This window comes from Vibrio hepatarius, assembly GCF_018860525.1.
GTDB lineage: Bacteria > Pseudomonadota > Gammaproteobacteria > Enterobacterales > Vibrionaceae > Vibrio > Vibrio hepatarius_B.
Window position 1 is genome coordinate 18,501 of record NZ_JAHKPM010000004.1, and the last position, 20,836, is coordinate 39,336.

Below are 20,836 nucleotides of genomic sequence, written 5' to 3' on the forward strand. Positions count from 1 at the left end.
TATAACTCCATCTTACAGAGCTTTGGATATAGCGTCCACACTCTCTTTAGCATCACCAAACAGCATTTGAGTATTGTCTTTAAAAAAAAGTGGGTTTTGAACGCCTGCATATCCTGTATTCATTGAGCGCTTAAACACAATAACTTTCTTCGCATTCCAAACTTCAAGTACAGGCATTCCTGCAATTGGACTGGTAGGGTCATCTTGAGCTGCGGGATTAACAGTATCGTTTGCACCAATGACTAATACAGTATCGGTTGCCTCAAAGTCATCATTAATTTCATCCATTTCTAGAACAATATCATAAGGTACTTTAGCTTCGGCCAGTAACACATTCATATGACCAGGTAATCGTCCAGCGACTGGGTGAATACCAAAACGTACATCAACGCCTTTCGCTCTTAACTTTTCAGTAATTTCATGCACTGGATATTGCGCCTGTGCTACAGCCATTCCGTACCCAGGTGTAATAATTACGGACTTAGAATTTTTTAATAATTCGGCTACCTCATTGGCTGTTGACTCACGATGTTCACCGTGGTCCACATCTTTCGAAATAGATATGTCCTGACCAAAACCGCCTGCGATAACACTGATAAAAGATCGGTTCATTGCTTTACACATTATGTACGACAGTATAGCCCCAGATGAACCAACAAGTGCACCTGTGACTATGAGTAAATCATTAGCAAGCATAAAGCCTGCAGCCGCGGCTGCCCACCCTGAATATGAATTTAGCATTGAGACCACTACAGGCATATCTGCTCCACCAATAGACGCCACCAAATGATAACCAAATGCTAAGGCAATAAGTGTCATTAAAAATAAGGCGAATAAGCTTCCATCAGCGTTAATAAAACGCGTCAGTAACCAGGCAGAAACAATCACTGCTGCTAAGTTCATCTTGTGTTTATGAGGTAAATTGAGAGGTGAGGACGATACGAGTCCACGTAATTTACCGAACGCCACTATTGAACCAGTAAACGTTACGGCCCCAATGAATACACCAAGAAACACTTCGACTAAATGAATGGCATGCTCTGCATGCGTAGCTATTTCTGGCGCATCCAAATAGCTGTTGTAGCCAACCAATACGGCGGCTAAACCAACGAAGCTATGTAGTATCGCAACCAGTTCCGGCATTTCTGTCATTTCGACTTTCTTGGCATAGTGAATACCGATTGCTCCACCTATCGCCATAGCAATAATGATCCAGACAAAACCCTGCGATTCTGGTCCAAAGATTGTAGCAATCAGAGCGATCGCCATACCAGCAATACCATAATAATTACCAAACTTGGCAGATTCTTGTTTTGAAAGCCCAGCTAAGCTCAATATAAAGAATAATGCAGCTACAATATAAGCTGCTTGTGTTAATCCTGCAGACATTCGTGTACTCCCTAATCTTTACGAAACATATTAAGCATTCGCTTTGTGACGGTAAAGCCACCAAAAATATTGATACTAGCTATTAATATCGCAATAAAGGCGAGGAAAGAGACCGCTCCATTACCTTGACCTATTTGTAATAAAGCGCCAACGATGATAATACCTGATATCGCATTTGTTACGGACATAAGCGGTGTGTGTAGAGCATGAGTAACATTCCAAACTACATAGTAACCAACGACACAAGCTAATACGAAAACGGTAAAATGTGATAGAAAAGAAGCGGGCGCAACAGAGGCTACCCATGCAAAACTACTTAAACCAACTCCTAAAGCGACGAATTTTTTGGTTTTTGAAACAGGCTGATTTTTTTTATCGTCAGTTTTTATAGATTTTTCTATCGACTTTGGTTGTGGCTGTGCTGAAACCTGAATCGGCGGTGCTGGCCAAGTGACCTCACCTCCTTTAATAACAGTTACAGCTCGCAGTACGACATCATCAAAGTCTATGTGAATATTTCCATCTTTCTCTTTACAAAGTAATGCAAGAAGATTGACAAGATTCGTTGCATAAAGTTGAGATGACTGTGTTGGAAGACGGCCGACCATATCAGTATAACCGACGATCTTTACACCATTTTTGGTGGTCACCACCTTGTTTGCTTTTGTATATTCACAGTTCCCACCATTGGCAGCTGCTAAATCTACTATGACACTACCCGCTTTCATGTTGTCTACCATTTTCTTGGTAATCAGTTTGGGTGCAGGTTTTCCCGGGATTAAAGCAGTAGTAATAATAATATCGACGTCTTTAGCTTGGTCAGCGTAGAGTTCTTCGGCCTTTTTATTGAATGCTTCTGACATTTCTTTTGCGTATCCATCTCCTGATCCTGATTCTTCCTTGAAATTAACTTCAAGGAATTCTGCTCCCATGGATTGGACTTGTTCTTTGACTTCGGGTCGGACATCGAAAGAACGGACGATGGCACCTAAACTGCCAGCAGCCCCAATAGCGGCGAGACCAGCAACCCCCGCTCCTGCGACAAGTACCTTAGCTGGAGGTACTTTACCTGCTGCTGTAATTTGTCCCGTGAAGAAACGGCCAAATTCATGGGCGGCCTCCACAACAGCTCGGTAACCAGCAATGTTCGCCATTGAAGATAAGGCATCAAGAGATTGGGCTCTAGAGATTCTAGGTACAGAATCCATTGCTAACACATTAATTTTCTTAGCCGAAAGTTTTTCCAATAACGTTGTATTTTGAGTAGGCCAAATAAAGCTAATCAGGGTAGCACCTTCTTTAATTAGTTCTATTTCTTTATCACTTGGTGCATTTACTTTAAGGATAATATCTGACAACCACACGTCATCTTTGGTGCCAATAGTGGCGCCTGAAGATGTGAATGCAGCATCATCAAAACTGGCAAGAGACCCAGAGCTTGATTCAACATGGACGTTAAACCCTAACTTTAACAACTGCTCTACTGACTTCGGAGAAGCTGCCACTCGCGTTTCACCTGCGAGTATTTCTTTTGGTACCCCGATCTGCATAGTGATTCCTTGGCTACTTAACAACAATGATTCATCGTTTGTATCGAAGGCTCACATTAACTTCAAGTATTTTGTTTCGAAAATACAAAATGTAGTGATATATACTTGGCGATAACGTTTTATTTCCTATATTACAGAGAAATAAGGTGGGCATTTCATACTAAAGTGAGAGGTTAATCGGCTAAATGCAAAAAGCCATTAGTGGCTAAGCTAATGACTGATGGCTTGTATGTGATTTTTTACAAAGCAGAATCAAATTTAATTGAAAATATCACCACTGGTTTGGTCTATGAACATTTTGGCTTTTGTTAGCATGAAATCGTTTGCATCTGTTTCCGAAATCAATACGTCTGATCTAATGAAGCGATGTTCTTTCATCTCACCTTCAATATGTTTCGTGATTCTGCCAGCAATACGGTATTGGCCACCCTCAGGTTGTGCTTCTTGATAGATTAGAAAACCCTTGTATTCTGTTGGTTGTACTTCAACTTTATGTTGTTCTTTTTTGCTGCGACCAAAAAGTACAGAAAATAAACCCACCAATTAACTCCTTTAAGTATCTTTATGGTTTGATGCAAGTGGTTTTTCAAACCACTCAAGTTCAGTATCGTCATCGAACCGTGGTTTGCTGAACATAACTGGGACCTCATCTTTACGTGTATTTCTTCTATCGTCAATGATCATCGGAAGTGAAGTATTTACGGCGTCTTCAGAATAACGTTTAAGTACAACTAATCTTTCTTCTGACAATGCTGAAAGAAAATCGATATCGTAACGAATATATACAGGGCGAAGTTGGCTCAGAGCTAGGCAGGCTAGGTCGGCGAGTTGCTCATGATCGAGTTGGTCAGCATATTCACTGTCGGCTAAAACTTGCCCTACAAGTGTTTCCATATAGTTATGAACATCAACACTAATCTTCATAAACCTTAACCCCTTTAAGATTTAGATTATTCTTGAGTATTTGCCAACAGTAAAACATAGATGTACTAAATCTATTTACCTTTTAGTTATTACTCACCTTTTCATAACCAATTTTAGTAAAAAGTTAGGGATGTCATCAGATAAAACTGAGTCATTAAGCCCATGTATTACCAAAAACCTCTGGCTTCATAAATTAAAGTAGAGATTAAGTACCGTTCCCACTTTATCGTTGTCACTCGCTAACAAAGGTAAAACGGTTTCTACCTGCATTTTTCGATGCATATAAGCCTTTGTCTGCTAATGTATATATTTCTTCTGGTCCTTCTTTTCCAGTTGGATTAAAGCAACAAACACCTTGTGACACTGTAACGAGATCTGACACGCCACTATACTCATGCTTAATGGCAAGAGCTTCAATAGTCGACTGTATTCTCATGGCGTGTTGTTTTGCATCTTCCTCGTCGACATGTCCTAATACGACGACAAATTCTTCCCCACCGTACCTTCCAACGATTTCTCCGCTGCGAGAAAACAGCAGGGCTAACGCTTGTGCCATCTCGATCAAACACTTATCGCCTTCGATATGCCCGTAGTTATCGTTATAGAGTTTAAAGTAATCAACATCTAACAAAATTAAACTTAGTGGTAAACCATGCCTACCATGAATGGATATCATCTCTTTTAGTTTTTCATCTACATAACGTCGGTTCTTAACTTTAGTTAGCCCATCTTCACTAGCTAGCTTTTCCAATTCTTGATTTACTTTCGCAAGCTCAGAGGTTTTCTGCTTTAATTCTCGCCGCATAAAAGCGATTCTTTGCATAGCAACGAGTTTTGAGCCCAGTACTAACTTATCGACGGGTTTAGTTAAATAATCATCACCACCTGCCTCTATAGCGTTCGCTATCATTGCAGGTTCGTCATGGCTACTAAGGAAAATAATCGGCACCCACTCTTCGTACATTGAACGTATGCACTGAGAAACTTCAAAGCCATCCATATTTGGCATTGAAATGTCCAATAAGATAAGGTCGGGTTCAAAAGTTGGATACAACTCTAAAGCTTGTTCACCAGATGCGGCCATTTCAACCGTATGACCCAGTTGTTTCAGGCGAATAGCCAACTGCATGCGCTCCATTTGCACGTCATCAACTAGGAGAATTTTCATCGAAGAACCAGACAGTTTCACGCAAGATACCTTATAAACTAAATTTTGAAAATCAGTTGCTTATAGTAAAGAATAATCCATGCTTACTACTTCCTCCACCATGGTTGACATTTTATGTGGATTTTTTACGATAACATACACATAAGTTGTAACTATTGATGAGATAAATCTGATGTCCGAAGAAACCCAAAATCTTACCCACTTTGATCTTTCTAGCGTGCCAGAAGAACTTCGCCGCGTTATAGAATTTGATAATGTTCCAGAAACCATGCACATTATGGTGACTTCAATCCATGACGCTTCAGAAGATATTGTACGTAATGCTTGGAGCGAGCTTCCACCAAGTGCTCAAAATATTCTGGATAACTTTGAGCAATTTCACGCCTTAGTTTCTGTCAGTCAAGCTTTTGCAGGCCTGAGTGTTATAGAAGAACTTCAGGCGCAAGCATTACCTGAAAATATGACTAATGAGGAAAAAGAAAGTTATCAAACTGAAGTGGTTGAACAGGTAATGCACAATTGTATCAAAGACATGCTAAAACAGATAAAAAAAGCTCGTCGAGATCCATTGCTGAAACGTGATTTTACTCAGGTGTTTATTCAAGAAAGCGGCTATTAATACTGCTTTGTTCAGCGTGGCTATGGATGCAAAACAATATCTTTTTGTGTCACGCTGACGCCTTTAATTTGCGCGAATACTTGTAAACCGACTTGCAATGAAAGTTCATCCATTGCCCAAATCGTTATACTTGCCCACAGAAAACACTGTTCTGCTAGCTCTAATTTAACCGAGACATTTTTTTGCTCAACCCCATCTACTGATGTATTAATCTCAACAATTTTTGCAGTTAAAATATTGCGTATCGATGTTTTATATGGTTTTTTTAAGGCGATCGAAACGTCAGAAGCTCTGACTTGTACCCTGAGGTTTGATGAAATATCCACTTCGAGTTTCTGTACCCAAAGGCATACATCATTTGCGAGTTGAACTTGAGACAAGGCATGATTTGTATTGTGATTTATTAAGGTAGCTTCGAAGAGTGAGCTTTGATCTCTTGATTGCCCCCATTGTCCTAAGATAGGTGTCGCCCATATTTTTTCAAGGGTGTCTGACGCGAGAACTCTTCCGTTATCAAGGACAACCATATGATTAGCTAGGCGTACTACTTCGTATAAGCTGTGCGAGACATAGATGATGGGAAGCTTCATTTCATGTGCTAAGTGCTCTAAATACGGTAACACCTCATTTTTCAATGGTTTATCAAGTGATGCAAGTGGCTCATCCATTAATAATACGTATGGTTTTGACAGTAATGCCCGCCCAATTGCCACCCGTTGCTTTTCACCCCCTGATAGTTGACTCGGATATCGACTAAGCAATGAGTGTAAGTCAAGTAGTTGTACGACTTTATCAAAATGATGTTTGTCTGGATGAATCACACCATATAGAAGGTTACCTTTGACTCGATAATGAGGAAATAGCCTTGCCTCTTGAAACACATAACCAACCCTACGTTTATGTATCGGGATATTTACTTTGGTTTTAGAACAGAAAAAGGTCTTACCTGAAACAGTCACCTTACCCTCAACTGGAGTGTTCAATCCAGCAATGACATTAATTAATGAGGTTTTGCCTGCCCCTGATTTACCAAATACCGAGGTAATTCCATTAGCGGGAATGGTAACATCAATATCAAAACTCTGATCGCTGAAATACTGTTTAAAGCTGACATGTATGTTGCTCATTATTCTTTCAACCTTTTGGTACATTGCTGTGATAATAGTTCCGAAACAAGCAACGACAATAGAGCAACAAATAGTGAAATGATGCACAACCGCATAGTCTCAATTTCTGCCCCTGGTGTTTCTATTGAAGAAAACATAGCGAGAGGAAGGGTTTGAGTCACTCCTGGGATATTAGATACAAAACTGATAGTGGCACCAAACTCACCTAAACTTCGTGCAAACGAGAGTAAAGTTCCAGTCACTATTCCGGAACTCATTAAGGGTAAGGTAATCGTGGCAAAACGCTTCAACGGCGATGCCCCTAATGTTGCTGCTGCCTGTTCAAGTTTTGGGTCAACATTTTCTATGCTTAACCGAATAGAGCGGACCATTAATGGTAATGCTACAACCATACTGGCAAGCACTGCTCCTTTCCAACTGAAAGAAAATACAATGCCGAAATATTGATTAAGCCATTGACCAATATACCCTTGTTGTCCCATAGAGATAAGCAGCAAATATCCTATCACCACAGGGGGAAGTACCAATGGTAAATGAATAATGCTATCTAACCCACTTTTCCCCCAAAACTGTTTTCTCGCAAGAAGCCAACCAAGCCCTATTCCAATTGGCAACAGCCAAATAATAGTATAAAACGCAACTTTCAGGCTAAGCATTAGAGCTTGAAATTCATAATTGGAAAGCACGTCTTTATCTCCTAGAGAAAACCGTAACGTTTAAATATTGATTGTCCCTGATCACTTTGGATAAACTCAGCCAAATTGTGTGTGGCAACATTATTGGTCATTATCGCCATAGGATATGTTATTGCTGTATGACTAGATGAGGGGAAAGTAGCAACAACCTTAACGTTATCACTTATCAAAGCGTCTGTCCTATAAACAATACCCAAAGGGGCTTCACCTCGCTCGACTAGCATCAACGCTAGTCGTACATTGCTGACAGGCGCTAATCGTCCTTGCAAGGTTTGCCATAATCCCAATGTTTGTAAAGCCTCTTTTGCGTATATTCCGGCAGGAACCGCCCGAGTATCTCCAATAGCAAGTCGTTTATTAACTAAGTAGTCCAGCCATTGTTCAGCATTAGCAAGTTCTAATGTTTTGCGTTGTGTGACGGAACAAATGACGACAAGTTGATTCGTTGCTATGTTGATGACATCATCATTATTTATTTTTCCCTCTTGTATAAGGTGGTGAGTCCAGTGAGTATTTGCGGAAATATAAATATCAGCAGGCGCACCCGCTAGAATTTGTTTAGCAAGCGAGGAAGAGCTGGCTAACACAGGGACTACAGTAATGCCTGTTTTAGTAGAATAAGCATCAGCTAGAGCTGTAACAACGTTAGTCATTGAAGATGCAGCATAAATATTAATCGATGTGGCACTAAGATGAGTTGATATACATAACAAAGCAAAGCTTGAAAGAATTCGAGATCCAATATGGTTTTTTCGATTCATGAATAGAGCTCTGGCCAAATTCCGTTTAAGTTAATGTGTTCTTCTACTGCATCTGCAATTTGATCTATTGTGTTTTCTTGTTGTTGAATATGATTGATGGCAGTAATTTGTGTTGTTCCTGCCCATTCACAGATAAGTTCAAGTGCTTGTTTTTTATCGAAAATGCCATGTAAATAAGTACCAAAAACTTGGTTGCAATCACTAACAGAACCATCAATCGGTTGCAATTCATGTTCGTTAAATATTAAGGGGTTGGTTTCATATCTAGATGTCCGGCCGACATGAATTTCATAGCCGCTTACTGAAGCAGACTTTTGATTGAGTTTGAGTATTGCTGTTAACTTAGTGAGTTGCTTTTGGGCAGTTAACTCGGTATCAATTGGGAGATAACCAAGTCCTTCAGATTCCCCAATTCTCCCTTCGACTCCTAGAGAATCAACAATGCATCGACCAAGCATTTGGTAGCCACCACAGATCCCAATTAGCTTTCCTCCAAATCTTAGGTGTCTATTGATGTCTTTGTCCCACCCTTGCTCACGAAGATAGTCAAGATCCGCTCTAACCGATTTTGTTCCAGGCAAGATAACGAGATCAGCATTGTCGATTTTCTCACCTTTTCCTACGTAGCGAAAATGGATTTCAGGGTTTAATCTAAGGGCATCAAAATCCGTATGGTTACTCATTCTCGTCAATACCGGGACGACAACATTAAGTTGACTAGATTTACTTAAGTTTTGCTGATTATTAATACTATCTTCGGATTCTAGTTCTAAACCATGTAGAAATGGGAGTACACCTAATACGGGTTTAGAGGTTCTATTTTCTAACCAATCAAGTCCAGATTGAAGAAGTGATATATCGCCACGAAAACGATTGATAATAAAGCCTATAACTCGATTTTGTTCTGATTTTGAAAGCAGTTCTAAAGTGCCAACAATGTGAGCAAAAACCCCACCACGATCGATATCGGCTATAAGGACGACAGGTACGTCAGTAGCTTCAGCAAAACCCATGTTGGTGATGTCATTATCTCGCAGATTAATTTCAGCTGGACTACCCGCACCTTCAATGACGACTGATTGGAAATCTTGTTGTAACAAAGAGAATGATTCCAACACTTTTGGGAAAACGGCTTGTTTGTATTGCTCGTAGCCCACAGCTTCTATATTTCCAATCGCTTTACCTTGGAGGATGACTTGAGCACCTGTATCTGAGTTAGGTTTTAATAATACAGGATTCATATGTACAGTGGATGGTATACATGCTGCTTTAGCTTGAACGGCTTGTGCTCGTCCTATTTCTCCACCATCAGAGGTGACGGCACTGTTGAGGGCCATATTTTGTGGTTTAAATGGGGCTACTCTAATGCCTTTTCGTGCTAAGAGACGGCAAAGTGCAGCGACAAATACAGTTTTGCCAGCATCAGACGTCGTACCTTGAACCATTAAGGCTTTTAATGGGCTCTGCATATTACATTCTGTAAGTTTTTAAGTAGAGCAATCATCATAACTTTTTTGCACTACTTGCCTCAACCTATGAATTTCACATCCATTGTTTTGTAAGAGTCGCCTTATTTCTTATATGGCATAATGCGGCATATTCATTGATTAATAAAAAGGAAAAAAATGAAGCAAATCATTTTGGTGATCGTCATGACCTTCTTTCTCATGCCGGTAGCCGTTATTGCGAGTAACGAAAGAATTTCAGAAAACCTTCAATTTAATGGCCCGGTAAACTTAACGACTGTCGATTCCCTGTTAGATGACAACAGTGTTTTTACCAAACGAAATGCCATTATTGATGGGTATATAATAAGGCAAATAAGTATCAGCAGCTTTATTTTTTTTGATGGCAAGAGAGAAATTAAAATTGAAATCAGTGATAAGGTAAGGTTAAGTCAGTCTATTGATGAAAGTACAAACTTGCGTATTTTTGGTAAGTTTGAGGGAGGAAATACTCCAGAAATTGAAGTAGATCATATTCATATTTTGTAAACATAAAGTAATTCGTCTCTTACTACGTTAATATTTGGCTTACTTATTGCAGTCTATTTTAACAGTCAAAAACTTGATGTGAGTTGGAGTACTTACTTTGAAAAAGATAAAACTGTTCAGCGCACTCCTATGTTCTGGTTTTGCAAGTACCGTAAATGCAAACAACTTTAACTATAATTTTTTCGAAGTAAGAACGGCGATCAACCCTGAAATGTTTGGTGCAGAGCTTAGCGCCCTTTTTACAGGTAATTCCCACTTTATTTTGCGGGCTGATACTCAATTCGACAAAGATTATGACCTAGCGGGAGGAATCGGCTTTAATGGTCCAATAAGCCAGTTTGCTGATGTATATGGTCAGTTATTGGTCCATCGAACTAAATACACCCCCGAGTATGGCGCGAATAAGGATACCACTGCCGAAATTAATATTGGTGTCCGGTTGTGGCTAGCCGATCAGATCGAAGTATCGGGTAGAATGGGGCGTAATGATGACAGCTCAGTTTTCTATGCAGGTATTCGTTTTCACTCCACCGAGCAGCTCTTGCTTGCCGCAGAAACACGTAACAATGGCTTGTATGGACCCCAAGTGACAATGTCAGTTAGATTCCAATATTAGAAACATGGATAATAGGTAGCCTTAAAACTTAAGATCTTAGCTTGTAGGGCCTTGGTGTACCAAGGCCCTAGTGTATTAATCACTTAGCATATTGATCAACAATCTGACTATCGATAGGTAAATCAGGCTGCTCAAATTTAAAGGCATAATCTACACCATTAACTTTCACACTGAAATTAGCTGGTCCAGAAATTGGTAAGTAGTACACCATATCAAGTTCATACTCGCCACCAATAGGTAAATTCTTCCAGCTAGGTAAAGTAAAAGATATTCGGTGCATTGGTCCATCTAATCCACCAATATTATTGGGACGTGTGTGCCCAGAAGAAATGACTGATAAACCAGCACCAGATTGATCCTTGACATTATCGGGAGTTGAAACTGGCACATCAAATTGGAACTCGGTTCCTCCCGGTAATTCTTTATCACTATTATTGATAAAGGTAATTTTGGGATTTATCGGGTAATTTTGATCGCCTACCTTGAAGCCTGAAACTTTAACAGCGATGTCAAGAGCTTGTGTCGCAATTGGTGTAGTAGACAGTTTATTTCCGTATGGTGTGGCTGATTTAAATTTATTATAAATTGCTTTGGTCATTGTGGTTCCCATATGGTATTCCCCTTGACCAGATTCACAAGACTGTTCTGAGCTATCAATTCCAGATCTTGTACCCTGCTTATCTAATAAATAGCAGTTATAGTCTCCCGCTAGCTCCCAAAACATGATGCCACCAATTTCTTTATCTACTACATAATCAGTTTTAACATCAATTGAAGCTTTATCTTCCATGGATAGGAAAACTTGCTTTTCGTCATTCCAAAGCCATGGGGCGATAGCAACACTATCGTAGTAGCGCTTATAAATACCAGTCAATCGATCAGTTGGATCATTTTCTGGGTCAAGGCCATATGCAGAAGAATATGAACCCCATTTATTATTTTCTAGGTTTTTGGCGTGCCACATTGGGTTTGAACCTGCGCCCATCTCATTACCATTGATGTCTTTGTCATGCCACATGTTATCAATACCTACCGCGCCGTGACCGCAATTATTTTTCTCGCCTTCACCGGTGCCTGGTGGGCATAGGGTTTGGTCGGGTAATGCCGCCCGTCCCCAAAGCCCATAGGTTCCACTGAGGACATTTTGCCACCCTCGTGTATAGTATGGGACACCTATATTAATACGACCTGCTGGCATGGAACCTCTGAAATAGTGATAAGCCCAGTCTGTATTAAGGTAACCTATCCCCCCATAAGCAGCGGTATCGTAAACGTTCCACTGTTTCAGTTCCGAGTCTTTACCTGTATCATATAATGCCGCATTGTGACCCACATGATCATTCCAAGCTCCATGCAAGTCGTATGACATTATATTGACGTAATCTAGATACTTAGTCACATCAAACGATTCCATTCCACGCAATAAATAGCCCGATGAAGGGGCTGCAATAGTCAGCATGTAATGTATACCGTCTTGAGCTGAAGCTTTGTCTAATTTGTTACGAAGAACTTTCATAAGCTCTTGATACGAAGCCCACAAATACTTACGTCTAGGCTCCATAAAGTCTTTGTCGTCTGGATTACCAGCACCTGCCATTGACGTAGGGTATTCGTAGTCAATATCTAGTCCATCAAACTTATATTTTCGCATCATTTCAACGGCAGAATTTGCAAATGTTTCTATTCCTGCATGGTTTATTGAGCCATTTGAATTGGTTGTCATAGTGTAAAAACCACCATCTGCAATACGTTTGCCGTCTTTATCAAAGTGACCTCCAGTTTCAGCCCAGCCACCTATAGAGATCAAGGTTTTTACATTGTACCTTTGTTTGTATGTGGCTAGTGCTCCGAAGTGGCCTTTAAAACCAAGAGAGGGATCAATATCCACGTCAGGCCACGTTTTACTCACTGCCACATTATCAGGGTCATTAACATCACCAACATTGACTTTACCATTTGAACCAATACTGACGAATGCATAGTTAATATGAGTTAAATGCTGCCATGGAATATCTTTAACTAGGTATGAGGTTTGTGGGTCGTCTCCTGAGCGCCAGCTAGTAAAATAACCAATAACACGACGTGGATGGTCAGCACCCATTTTTTCACGTCCACTTTCGTCATAGATCGTACAGTAAGGAACACTGACGTTAGCCGTTTGATATAAACCATCAGGACGACAAGAAGAGACCGTTGGAGCTTCTTTTATTTCTAATTGCATCACTGATGAAATCGAAGATGCGGCTTGGTTGTCTATTGCCTTTGCAACGATAGGCACAATACCCGAAGTAGACGCTCTGTAATCAAACGTATAAGGCAAGCTGGTCACAGCTCCAACTCTCTGACCAGAAACATAAAACTCAACTTGTTCAACACGACCATCATCATCTGTAGCTTCAGATATAAACGTTACCGTATCACCCACATCAACGCTGTTAGCGGATAAGGTTAGAGAAATTATTGGGGGCGTATTACCTGGCTGTGCGTCCCTCACATCAACCATTACCGAGCTCATAGTACTTTGAGCTCCTTTGTCATCATAGGCAATAGCAGTAATACTGTGATTGCCGACGACCGCATTCCAAGTTGCTGAATAAGGGATGGTTTTATCTTCGAACAAACTTTGTCCATCAATAGAAAAGATGACTTTATCAACCTTTCCATCTAAATCACTTGCATCGGCAGAGATAACTACTTTCTCACCCGCTTCAATGGAGTCTGAAGGTTTTGGAGAAGTCAATTCCACTTTAGGAGCTTTATTATTATCCCCAACACAGCTCCCAAGCTTCTTCCATTGCGACCACTCTCCTGAATGAGTTTCTGGTGAGTCTCCTTTTGTCCAGTAATTTGCTTTATAAGCATAGTTCTGGTGCTGAACTTCCTGGCCACCTGTATAGACGATTGCCACATTCCAGTTATCTAGGAGTGTGCAATCAATCGCTGCGTAACTTTGAAAAGCTGCGAGACAAGAAGCGCTGAGTAGACTGAGTTTAAACAAGTGCCTTTGGGCTCTTGATACCGATAGATGCATTCTAATTATCCTTTAAGTTATTGTTTTAATACTATTAGCTGATTTTTTTATCTTTAAGCCAACTTAAATTTCGTTGTGAAATAACTCTAGGAAAGAACACGATGCTGTATCGATAAAAATGTTATATCTATAAAACGACTCGCAAGTTTTTCTGATTGAAGTGCAATATCTCGTAAGTAAATTTGCGACGAGAACATTGTGTCATTTTTGAAAAAAATAAACTTAAGCCGTTATGTATTGGTAAAAATATGGCCTATTTTAGCTTTAAAAATCAGTAGGTGTTTGATTAAAATGACGCTTATATTCTCGAGAAAATTGGGAAACACTATTATAACCCACGAGCCTTGCAGCATCGTTTACCCGTCTACCGCTTAACTGAATCAGTTCTCTTGCTTTATTCAAACGTACTTTCTTTATGTACTGTATCGGTGATTCTAACGTGATTTTTCGAAAAGCAGTATGGAATGCAGAAATACTCATATTGGCTTCTTTAGCAAGCCTTTCCACCGAAAGGTTCTCGCTATAGCTATGGTGAACCTTACTAAGTGCCTTAGCCACCCTGGCATAGTGACCTTCGTGTTGAGCTAAATCGAATAACACACGCCCTTCACCACTGGTTAAAACACGATAAGCGAGTTCTTCTTTCAATGATTGGCCCAAGACAGCTAACTCAACTGGTTTGGTGAGCGCTATCATTAGTCTTTTGCATACGTCAAGCATTGGGGGTTGTATTGTGACTGAACGTAGGCCAAAGGCATTATCGCTGGGAGTTTTATTTGTTATATAGCCCATAGACTCTAAAATATTGATTTGTCGATGCAGTAATTGAGGCTCTATATCTACGCTTAAACCCAATAAAGGCTTCCCATCAACAGGGATTGCCTCACACTCCAAAGGCATTGGGACACCCACTACCAAATAATCATTAGGGCCATAGGTAACCGACTCATCACCGACATAAATATTTTTTTGCCCTTGCCCTAATATGATAACTCCGGACTGATAGGTCAAAGGTTGACGAGAGTTACCGCAACTGCTTCGATAAAACCATATACCAGAGAGTTCAGTTTGTACCCCACCTTCAAGGTTATTCAAATTGTTAATATCTGCGTATTGCTGCATCAGTTGAGCAAGGTTCATATTACCTCCTGTTGTATTTATATAAAGAATACTGAATATGTAGTATTAGGCAACAAAAGTAGAGGAATCGATATTTTTTTTCGCATAATAAAATACTAATATGCACTCATAGTCCGAGAGAAGGCTGAAGCAATATGCTTTTATTACCAGTAGAAGAGGAATGACAATGCAGTTTAGTTATGTTAACCCTACTCAAATAGTATTTGGGCAAGGTCAAATTCAATCATTACGGTCATCTATTTCACAAGAAGATAAAGTATTGGTGATATATGGTGGTGGCTCTATTAAACGAAATGGTGTGTACGATCAGGTTTTAGACTCACTAAAAAACCACCAATGGGTTGAATTTTCCGGTGTTGAAGCTAACCCAACAATTGAAACACTTGATAAGGCCGTCAACATTGTGAAGCAACAAGGTATTAATTTTATCCTTGCTGTCGGTGGAGGGTCGGTTATTGATGGCTCAAAGTATGTCGCAGCTGCTGCAAAATATGATGGTGATGGCTGGGATATACTAACTGGTAGCCACCAAGTTATTGATGCTACGCCTCTTGGTGCAGTGTTAACACTGCCTGCAACTGGGTCTGAGTCCAACATGGGAGCGGTAATCACCAAAGCAGCAACACAAGACAAGTTAGCTTTTATGAGTACACATGTGCAGCCTAAATTTGCTGTAATGGATCCTGATGTAATGAAAACGCTACCTGATAAACAACTGGTTAATGGTATTGTTGACGCTTGGGTCCATGTATGCGAGCAATATTTGACGACAACTCATGATGCCATGGTTCAAGATGGTTATGCTGAGACTTTACTTAGCACTCTAAAAAAACTGGGTGAAAATTTTGACCAGCGAGATAGTGATGTGTGGCGTTCAAACCTCATGTGGTCAGCAAACCAGGCACTAAATGGCTTAATAGGGAGTGGTGTTCCTCAAGATTGGGCCACTCATATGATAGGGCACGAGCTTACGGCTTTATGGGGAGTTGATCATGCTCGCTCATTAGCAATAGTACAACCTTCTCTGCTACGTAATCAGCTCCAACATAAACGCTTGAAGCTTGAACAAATGGGTATCAATGTATTTGGTTTAGAGCAATCTGATGATTTAGCTGAACGTACAATTGATGCAATAGAAAGATTCTACCAAGAGATGAAGGTTCCAACAAAGTTGACCGAACATGGAAATAACAAACAACAAGCAATCGATACTGTTGTTAGCCAGTTAGAGGTACATGGCATGAGTGCTCTCGGTGAAAATCAATCAATATCTCTTGAAGCAAGTCGGCAAATACTTGCAAATGCTATAGCGTAAATTTATTAAAATTAGTTAAAAAGCAGCATTCGCTGCTTTTTCTAGATTTAACTGATAGCACTTTCACTTAGCACTATTTAGTCGTTTGACTTACTACTTGGTATAGCGCTTGGATTGACTGTTGAATCAGCGTTGGTAATTTTGACTGGACATGCTTATAGGCTTTAGTTGGATGCTCTGACTTTTCGATACTTAAGCATATATCGTACAATTCATTGAGCCCTAAACTGCCTGCAGAGCCTTTCAGCTTATGCACAAGCGCTTTTATTTGCTTTGAGTTTGTTTCATCAAGTGCATCTTGCAGAGACCTCAATATTGAATTTGCAGTATCATCAAATATTTCTATGATCTCTTTCATTTTTTTAGGGCCTAAAATCAGAGTATCTTGCTCTATTATTTTTGAGTTAATAACGCGATCCAAGGAGAGTTCGCTATGCAACTGGTGGTTATTCTGTTGTGTTATTGTTTGACCTAGCATGGTATTTTCAATGATCTCAGCTAATGAATCCTTATCTAAAGGTTTAGGTAAAAAACCATCAAAACCAGCTTTTAGATAGCTTTGCACTTCTTCTTTATAAACATGCGCTGATACAGCAATCATTTTAGTGACGGCGTCACCTTTAAGTTGCTTAAGTACATCCAGTAGCTCTACGCCATTACAATCTGGAAGGTTGATATCCACCAATGCAATATCAAAACTATTCTGCTGATATAATCTTTGGGCTGAACTGCCATCGGGTGCAATGTCAATTTGATGTCCTAAACTTTCTAAAAAGCCCTCCGCAACCATGCTATTAATTGGATTGTCTTCGACAAGTAATACTCTAGCTGGATGCTTTTCTCCAGAAATACGTTGTTTAGGAAGCATTTTTTTCCCATTAGGTAAAAAGATACTGAAACTAAACTGACTTCCTTTACCTATTTGTGATTCTAGTTGTAACGTCCCCCCCATCGCATCCACAATACGTTTACTAATTGCTAAGCCCAGTCCCGTTCCGCCTTTTGATTGAATCCCTCCTGATGCCTGAGTGAAAGCATCAAAAAGGGCTGTTTGATCACCTGTTTCGATTCCAATACCCGTATCGGTAACCACAAATAATGTATTATCTGGCTGTAAAGGATCTGGAACTACACAGATATCAATGTGTCCATGCTCGGTAAATTTAACCGCATTACTCACTAGATTGGTTAACACTTGACTAATACGGATAACATCGCCGTATAAGTACATATTAACTGAGCCATCAATAGAGGTTCTGATATCAATGTTTTTTTCAAGTGCCTTACTCTCTAGTAACTGTTTAACCTCTTCAATCACTTCGTGAATTGAAAAGTCAGTAGGCCTTATTTCCAAAAAACCGGCTTCAATTTTTGAATAATCAAGAATGTCATTTAGAACGGCGAGTAATGTCGAACCACTACGGTTAATAACTTCAACAAAATGACTTTGTTTAGAGGTCAGGATCGTATCTTTTAATAAGCGAGCTGTTCCAAGTACACCATTTAGTGGTGTTCGTATTTCATGACTCATCGTCGCCAAAAATGTAGATTTTGCTCGGTTGGCCTGTTCAGCTAACGATCTAGCCTTTTCATGGTTTACAACTTCTTGATTGAGGCGTTCGTTGGCATTTTCAAGTTGATGGGTTCTTTCAGTAACAATTTCTTCTAAATGCTCTTTATGTTGTTGTAAGTCTCGCTTAGCTTGGGTTTCACTTTCTGCTACAACTTTAAGTGATTTTGCTGTGTCTCGTGCATTAACAATCGCTCTTCCCATATTCGCTAATTCATCGCTTCCATAAACATTAATATCAATGTTTAAATGACCTTTGGCGATTAAAAGTAACGCTGAGGAATATTCTGCTAGTCGTTTAATCACTGAGATATAAACTAGTTTCCATAGAATGATGGCAACAATCAGCATACCAACGACTGTAATTACAACCAAGCTTAACTGTGAGTACTTTAACGTTTTATTCAGCTTTTCAACTGATTGGCTCGTCGCCTTATTTGAGTCATCAATTAGTTTTGCTACTGTACTATTTAAGTCAGTAAACTGGATCAGTGTATTTCGCAGTAGCATTTGTGCTGAGTGTTCACTTTGATAGCGCTGAGCTAAGAACTCGAAAACAATACTTCCTTGCTCTAATTGCTCCAATAAATCAGCCATCTGACGTAAGCGTGTAGGATCTTCGACTGTTTTGACACGGCGCTGCATTATGTCTAGGTTATATAGAAACTCTTTCTCAATACTGTAAATTCGATCAATATTAGAAGTCGTTCTGGTTTCCTCGATATGGTTCAACACTTTAAATGCGAGTAAATGTAATTCGTGTAGTCGCTCTGAACGATCTAGGTCTACTTCTACTAGTGTATCTAGAGCCTGATAAACCTTTTCTGCTTGGTTAGTTTCAAGTAAGTTATAAATCTGAGTAATATTCGCGACAGCATTAGCACTTGTATTTGAAACTTGTGTACCTGTGAGAAGCTCAAGCTCCGTTGCCTGCTGGCGCAGCACTTCTGTTATCGAGGATAATTTTTTCTCATAATACAGTTTTTTCTCTACGACTAGCCCCAGTTCCGCTAGAGTATTAATAACCCTTTGCAGATCGTTTTCTAGCCTAACAAGTAATGTCGAATCAAAGGAATCAGAACCTAATTGCTTTGTATGAGATAATAAGCTTTCTAACTGAGTAAATAGAATTTTACCAGATTGCTGCCGTTCTTGCTCAGTTTTAGCATTGGAGAGAGTTTGAACTGAGGAAATAATACGCGCACTGAGTTCAGAAACCTGTCTTGCTTCGATCATAGAAGGTAGCGCTGAATTGACCACTTGCCGCTCCGTTTTAGCGACTGATGAGAAGCCGATCACTCCGATAGCAGCAGAAATAACCACTAACATTGCCATAGAAACAAACGCAAATAATAATTTTTTTCCAATACTAGCCTTTTCTAACAACATTTAGCCACTACACTTCTTTGCTTGTTGATAATAGGCTATATTCTTCAGTGTTTATGGACTTATTAGTAACGATATATCTCATGCTTTCAGTTTTCTCCTTTAAACGAACCCTAGTCGTTACACTTTTTCTAATCTCAATGTGGTCGGATCGAGTCTTTGCATTTGAGAATCCCATCAAACTCTGCGCCTTATATCCACATCTTAAAGACTCCTATTGGCTATCAGTTAATTATGGCATGGTAAACGAAGCCACTAAACTTGGAGTCGAACTAAAAGTTTTCGAAGCAGGTGGCTACCCTAACAAACAAAAGCAGAAAAAGCAGTTCGAAAGTTGTCGTCTTTGGAATTCTGATGCAATTATTTTAGGTACCGTAAGTCCCAACCTTTACAAAAACAATATAAATCAGTTTATTGGAAAAATACCAATATTTTCAATTGTCAATGCACTAACACTAGAAGAAAATAGTCAGCAATTAAAAGGCCAAGTGGGAGTCGATTGGCTACTAATGGGACGCTATGTTGGCCAATATCTTAAAAATAAACATCCTCCGGGTTCAGGGAAAACCAATATCGCATTGTTACTTGGCCCTGAATCTAGTGGTGGTACCATGCCAGTGATGAAAGGACTGCTGAGTGAAATTCAGAACAGTGATGTTCAAATAGTCGAATCTTACTGGGCAGACAATGACAAAGAGTTACAACGTAACCTAGTTCAAAAGCTCATAGAGAGGAATGATATTGATTATATCGTGGGTAGCGCTGTTGCCATCGAGGCTGCGATAAGTGAGCTGCGTACCGCCAATAAAGCTGATGATGTTGGATTGATTGCTACTTATTTAAGTCATGGAGTCTACCGCGGGTTGCTGCGTGAACGGGTAGAATTTGCGCCTACCGATAAAATGGTACAACAGGGACGAATGTCTATTCAGCAAGCTGTACGCTATTTAAGGGGTCAACCATATCAAGCAAAACAAACCCCTGCCATAGAAGGACTCACACCCGAGCATTTAGACCCAGTAGTGATATCAGAATCTTTGTCTCCCTCTGAGTATCGTCCAACTTTTTACATCAGCGAATAGGAATATATCATGAAAAAAACCACGCGCATCATGCCTAAGCACAAACACATAGCCCTAGTCGCTCATGATAATTATAAGCCTGAGCTACTTCGCTGGGTCAATGAATATAAAGAAAAACTTAAGCGCCATGCCCTGTACGCTACTGGTACTACCGGAGCGATGCTTAGCAAAGCAACAGGATTAACAATTAAAAGTATGATTTCTGGGCCTATGGGGGGCGATCAACAACTAGGTGCGTTGATCTCTGAAGGTAAAATTGACCTGCTTATATTTTTTTGGGACCCTCTAAATTCTGTCCCCCATGATCCAGATGTAAAAGCATTACTGCGAATTGCAAGTGTTTGGAACATACCCGTCGCAGCCAATCGCGCCACTGCAAATTTTCTTATTGCATCGGATCTGATAGAGTCTGAGGTTTGCATTGAAATACCGGACTATCAAGCTTACCTTTCTGAACGTACATAGACAC

Annotated in this window: 17 protein-coding genes and 1 pseudogene; 6 read left to right on the forward strand and 12 right to left on the reverse strand. The window is 40.0% G+C overall.

The window, feature by feature from the left end; genetic code table 11:
• Positions 1 to 12: 12 nt before the first annotated feature.
• The 5 genes from pntB to KO511_RS00270 all read right to left on the reverse strand — a co-directional run bounded on the left by pntB (position 13) and on the right by KO511_RS00270 (position 5,031).
• The gene (gene pntB / locus KO511_RS00250) at positions 13 to 1,389 is read right to left on the reverse strand and encodes a Re/Si-specific NAD(P)(+) transhydrogenase subunit beta (protein WP_215985520.1); all 1,377 of its coding nucleotides are present in this window, start codon (positions 1,387 to 1,389) and stop codon (positions 13 to 15) included.
• Between the two features lie 11 nt (positions 1,390 to 1,400).
• On the reverse strand, positions 1,401 to 2,939 hold the full coding sequence (locus KO511_RS00255) for a Re/Si-specific NAD(P)(+) transhydrogenase subunit alpha (protein WP_215985521.1): 1,539 nt from the start codon (positions 2,937 to 2,939) through the stop codon (positions 1,401 to 1,403).
• Between the two features lie 258 nt (positions 2,940 to 3,197).
• Positions 3,198 to 3,479, reverse strand: a complete 282-nt coding sequence (locus KO511_RS00260; RefSeq protein ID WP_215985522.1) for an HlyU family transcriptional regulator — start codon at positions 3,477 to 3,479, stop codon at positions 3,198 to 3,200.
• 12 nt (positions 3,480 to 3,491) lie between these two features.
• A complete protein-coding gene (locus KO511_RS00265; protein ID WP_215985523.1) occupies positions 3,492 to 3,863 on the reverse strand; it encodes a late competence development ComFB family protein in 372 nt (123 codons plus the stop codon).
• Positions 3,864 to 4,095: 232 nt separating this feature from the next.
• A complete protein-coding gene (locus tag KO511_RS00270) occupies positions 4,096 to 5,031 on the reverse strand; it encodes a GGDEF domain-containing response regulator (protein ID WP_215985605.1) in 936 nt (311 codons plus the stop codon).
• Positions 5,032 to 5,203: 172 nt separating this feature from the next.
• On the opposite strand from KO511_RS00270, the gene KO511_RS00275 reads away from it, so the two are divergent.
• Positions 5,204 to 5,650 carry a DUF3069 domain-containing protein gene (locus KO511_RS00275; RefSeq protein WP_215985524.1) on the forward strand — a complete coding sequence of 149 codons (447 nt, stop codon included), beginning with the start codon at positions 5,204 to 5,206 and terminating at the stop codon, positions 5,648 to 5,650.
• A 20-nt stretch (positions 5,651 to 5,670) separates the two neighbouring features.
• On the opposite strand, the gene modC is transcribed toward KO511_RS00275, so the two are convergent.
• Genes modC through KO511_RS00295 form a run of 4 tightly spaced genes read right to left on the reverse strand, consistent with a single transcriptional unit; the run spans position 5,671 to position 9,702 of the window.
• On the reverse strand, positions 5,671 to 6,777 hold the full coding sequence (gene modC / locus KO511_RS00280) for a molybdenum ABC transporter ATP-binding protein ModC (RefSeq protein WP_215985525.1): 1,107 nt from the start codon (positions 6,775 to 6,777) through the stop codon (positions 5,671 to 5,673).
• Positions 6,777 to 7,463, reverse strand: a complete 687-nt coding sequence (modB, locus tag KO511_RS00285) for a molybdate ABC transporter permease subunit (RefSeq protein WP_215985526.1) — start codon at positions 7,461 to 7,463, stop codon at positions 6,777 to 6,779. The genes modC and modB overlap by 1 nt, the downstream gene beginning before the upstream one ends.
• A gap of 11 nt (positions 7,464 to 7,474) precedes the next feature.
• Positions 7,475 to 8,233: a molybdate ABC transporter substrate-binding protein gene (gene modA, locus KO511_RS00290; RefSeq protein WP_215985527.1), complete on the reverse strand. Its 759-nt coding sequence runs from the start codon at positions 8,231 to 8,233 to the stop codon at positions 7,475 to 7,477.
• On the reverse strand, positions 8,230 to 9,702 hold the full coding sequence (locus tag KO511_RS00295; RefSeq protein WP_215985528.1) for a cobyric acid synthase: 1,473 nt from the start codon (positions 9,700 to 9,702) through the stop codon (positions 8,230 to 8,232). Before KO511_RS00295 ends, modA begins: the two co-directional genes overlap by 4 nt.
• A 156-nt stretch (positions 9,703 to 9,858) precedes the next feature.
• Here KO511_RS00295 and KO511_RS00300 point away from each other — a divergent pair, with 156 nt between their 5' ends.
• Together KO511_RS00300 and KO511_RS00305 are read left to right on the forward strand one after the other, a co-directional pair.
• A complete protein-coding gene (locus KO511_RS00300; protein WP_215985529.1) occupies positions 9,859 to 10,227 on the forward strand; it encodes a YgiW/YdeI family stress tolerance OB fold protein in 369 nt (122 codons plus the stop codon).
• A gap of 97 nt (positions 10,228 to 10,324) precedes the next feature.
• On the forward strand, positions 10,325 to 10,843 hold the full coding sequence (locus KO511_RS00305; RefSeq protein ID WP_215985530.1) for a hypothetical protein: 519 nt from the start codon (positions 10,325 to 10,327) through the stop codon (positions 10,841 to 10,843).
• A 112-nt stretch (positions 10,844 to 10,955) separates the two neighbouring features.
• Here the strand turns inward: KO511_RS00305 and KO511_RS00310 are convergent.
• A pseudogene (locus KO511_RS00310) lies at positions 10,956 to 13,874 on the reverse strand (chitinase C-terminal domain-containing protein); the annotation flags it as partial.
• Positions 13,875 to 14,138: 264 nt separating this feature from the next.
• Positions 14,139 to 15,014, reverse strand: a complete 876-nt coding sequence (locus KO511_RS00315) for an AraC family transcriptional regulator (RefSeq protein ID WP_215985532.1) — start codon at positions 15,012 to 15,014, stop codon at positions 14,139 to 14,141.
• A 166-nt stretch (positions 15,015 to 15,180) separates the two neighbouring features.
• On the opposite strand from KO511_RS00315, the gene KO511_RS00320 reads away from it, so the two are divergent.
• A complete protein-coding gene (locus tag KO511_RS00320; RefSeq protein ID WP_215985533.1) occupies positions 15,181 to 16,329 on the forward strand; it encodes an iron-containing alcohol dehydrogenase in 1,149 nt (382 codons plus the stop codon).
• Between the two features lie 73 nt (positions 16,330 to 16,402).
• Here the strand turns inward: KO511_RS00320 and torS are convergent, their stop codons facing one another.
• Positions 16,403 to 19,288, reverse strand: coding sequence for a TMAO reductase system sensor histidine kinase/response regulator TorS (gene torS, locus KO511_RS00325; RefSeq protein ID WP_215985534.1), 2,886 nt, complete (start codon positions 19,286 to 19,288; stop codon positions 16,403 to 16,405).
• A 17-nt stretch (positions 19,289 to 19,305) separates the two neighbouring features.
• On the opposite strand from torS, the gene torT reads away from it, so the two are divergent.
• On the forward strand, positions 19,306 to 20,367 hold the full coding sequence (gene torT / locus KO511_RS00330) for a TMAO reductase system periplasmic protein TorT (RefSeq protein WP_436840202.1): 1,062 nt from the start codon (positions 19,306 to 19,308) through the stop codon (positions 20,365 to 20,367).
• 9 nt (positions 20,368 to 20,376) lie between these two features.
• Entirely contained in the window at positions 20,377 to 20,832 is a 456-nt protein-coding gene (locus tag KO511_RS00335; RefSeq protein ID WP_215985536.1) for a methylglyoxal synthase, read from the forward strand.
• Positions 20,833 to 20,836: the final 4 nt, after the last annotated feature.

What these genes read in the sequence shown, in the direction of transcription:
- pntB (WP_215985520.1), bottom strand. Translation starts at nt 1,389, where the DNA reads ATGTCTGCAGGATTAACACAAGCAGCTTATATTGTAGCTGCATTATTC.
- KO511_RS00255 (WP_215985521.1), bottom strand. Translation starts at nt 2,939, where the DNA reads ATGCAGATCGGGGTACCAAAAGAAATACTCGCAGGTGAAACGCGAGTG.
- KO511_RS00265 (WP_215985523.1), bottom strand. Translation starts at nt 3,863, where the DNA reads ATGAAGATTAGTGTTGATGTTCATAACTATATGGAAACACTTGTAGGG.
- KO511_RS00270 (WP_215985605.1), bottom strand. Translation starts at nt 5,031, where the DNA reads ATGAAAATTCTCCTAGTTGATGACGTGCAAATGGAGCGCATGCAGTTG.
- KO511_RS00275 (WP_215985524.1), top strand. Translation starts at nt 5,204, where the DNA reads ATGTCCGAAGAAACCCAAAATCTTACCCACTTTGATCTTTCTAGCGTG.
- modC (WP_215985525.1), bottom strand. Translation starts at nt 6,777, where the DNA reads ATGAGCAACATACATGTCAGCTTTAAACAGTATTTCAGCGATCAGAGT.
- modA (WP_215985527.1), bottom strand. Translation starts at nt 8,233, where the DNA reads ATGAATCGAAAAAACCATATTGGATCTCGAATTCTTTCAAGCTTTGCT.
- KO511_RS00295 (WP_215985528.1), bottom strand. Translation starts at nt 9,702, where the DNA reads ATGCAGAGCCCATTAAAAGCCTTAATGGTTCAAGGTACGACGTCTGAT.
- KO511_RS00300 (WP_215985529.1), top strand. Translation starts at nt 9,859, where the DNA reads ATGAAGCAAATCATTTTGGTGATCGTCATGACCTTCTTTCTCATGCCG.
- KO511_RS00315 (WP_215985532.1), bottom strand. Translation starts at nt 15,014, where the DNA reads ATGAACCTTGCTCAACTGATGCAGCAATACGCAGATATTAACAATTTG.
- KO511_RS00320 (WP_215985533.1), top strand. Translation starts at nt 15,181, where the DNA reads ATGCAGTTTAGTTATGTTAACCCTACTCAAATAGTATTTGGGCAAGGT.
- torS (WP_215985534.1), bottom strand. Translation starts at nt 19,288, where the DNA reads ATGTTGTTAGAAAAGGCTAGTATTGGAAAAAAATTATTATTTGCGTTT.
- KO511_RS00335 (WP_215985536.1), top strand. Translation starts at nt 20,377, where the DNA reads ATGAAAAAAACCACGCGCATCATGCCTAAGCACAAACACATAGCCCTA.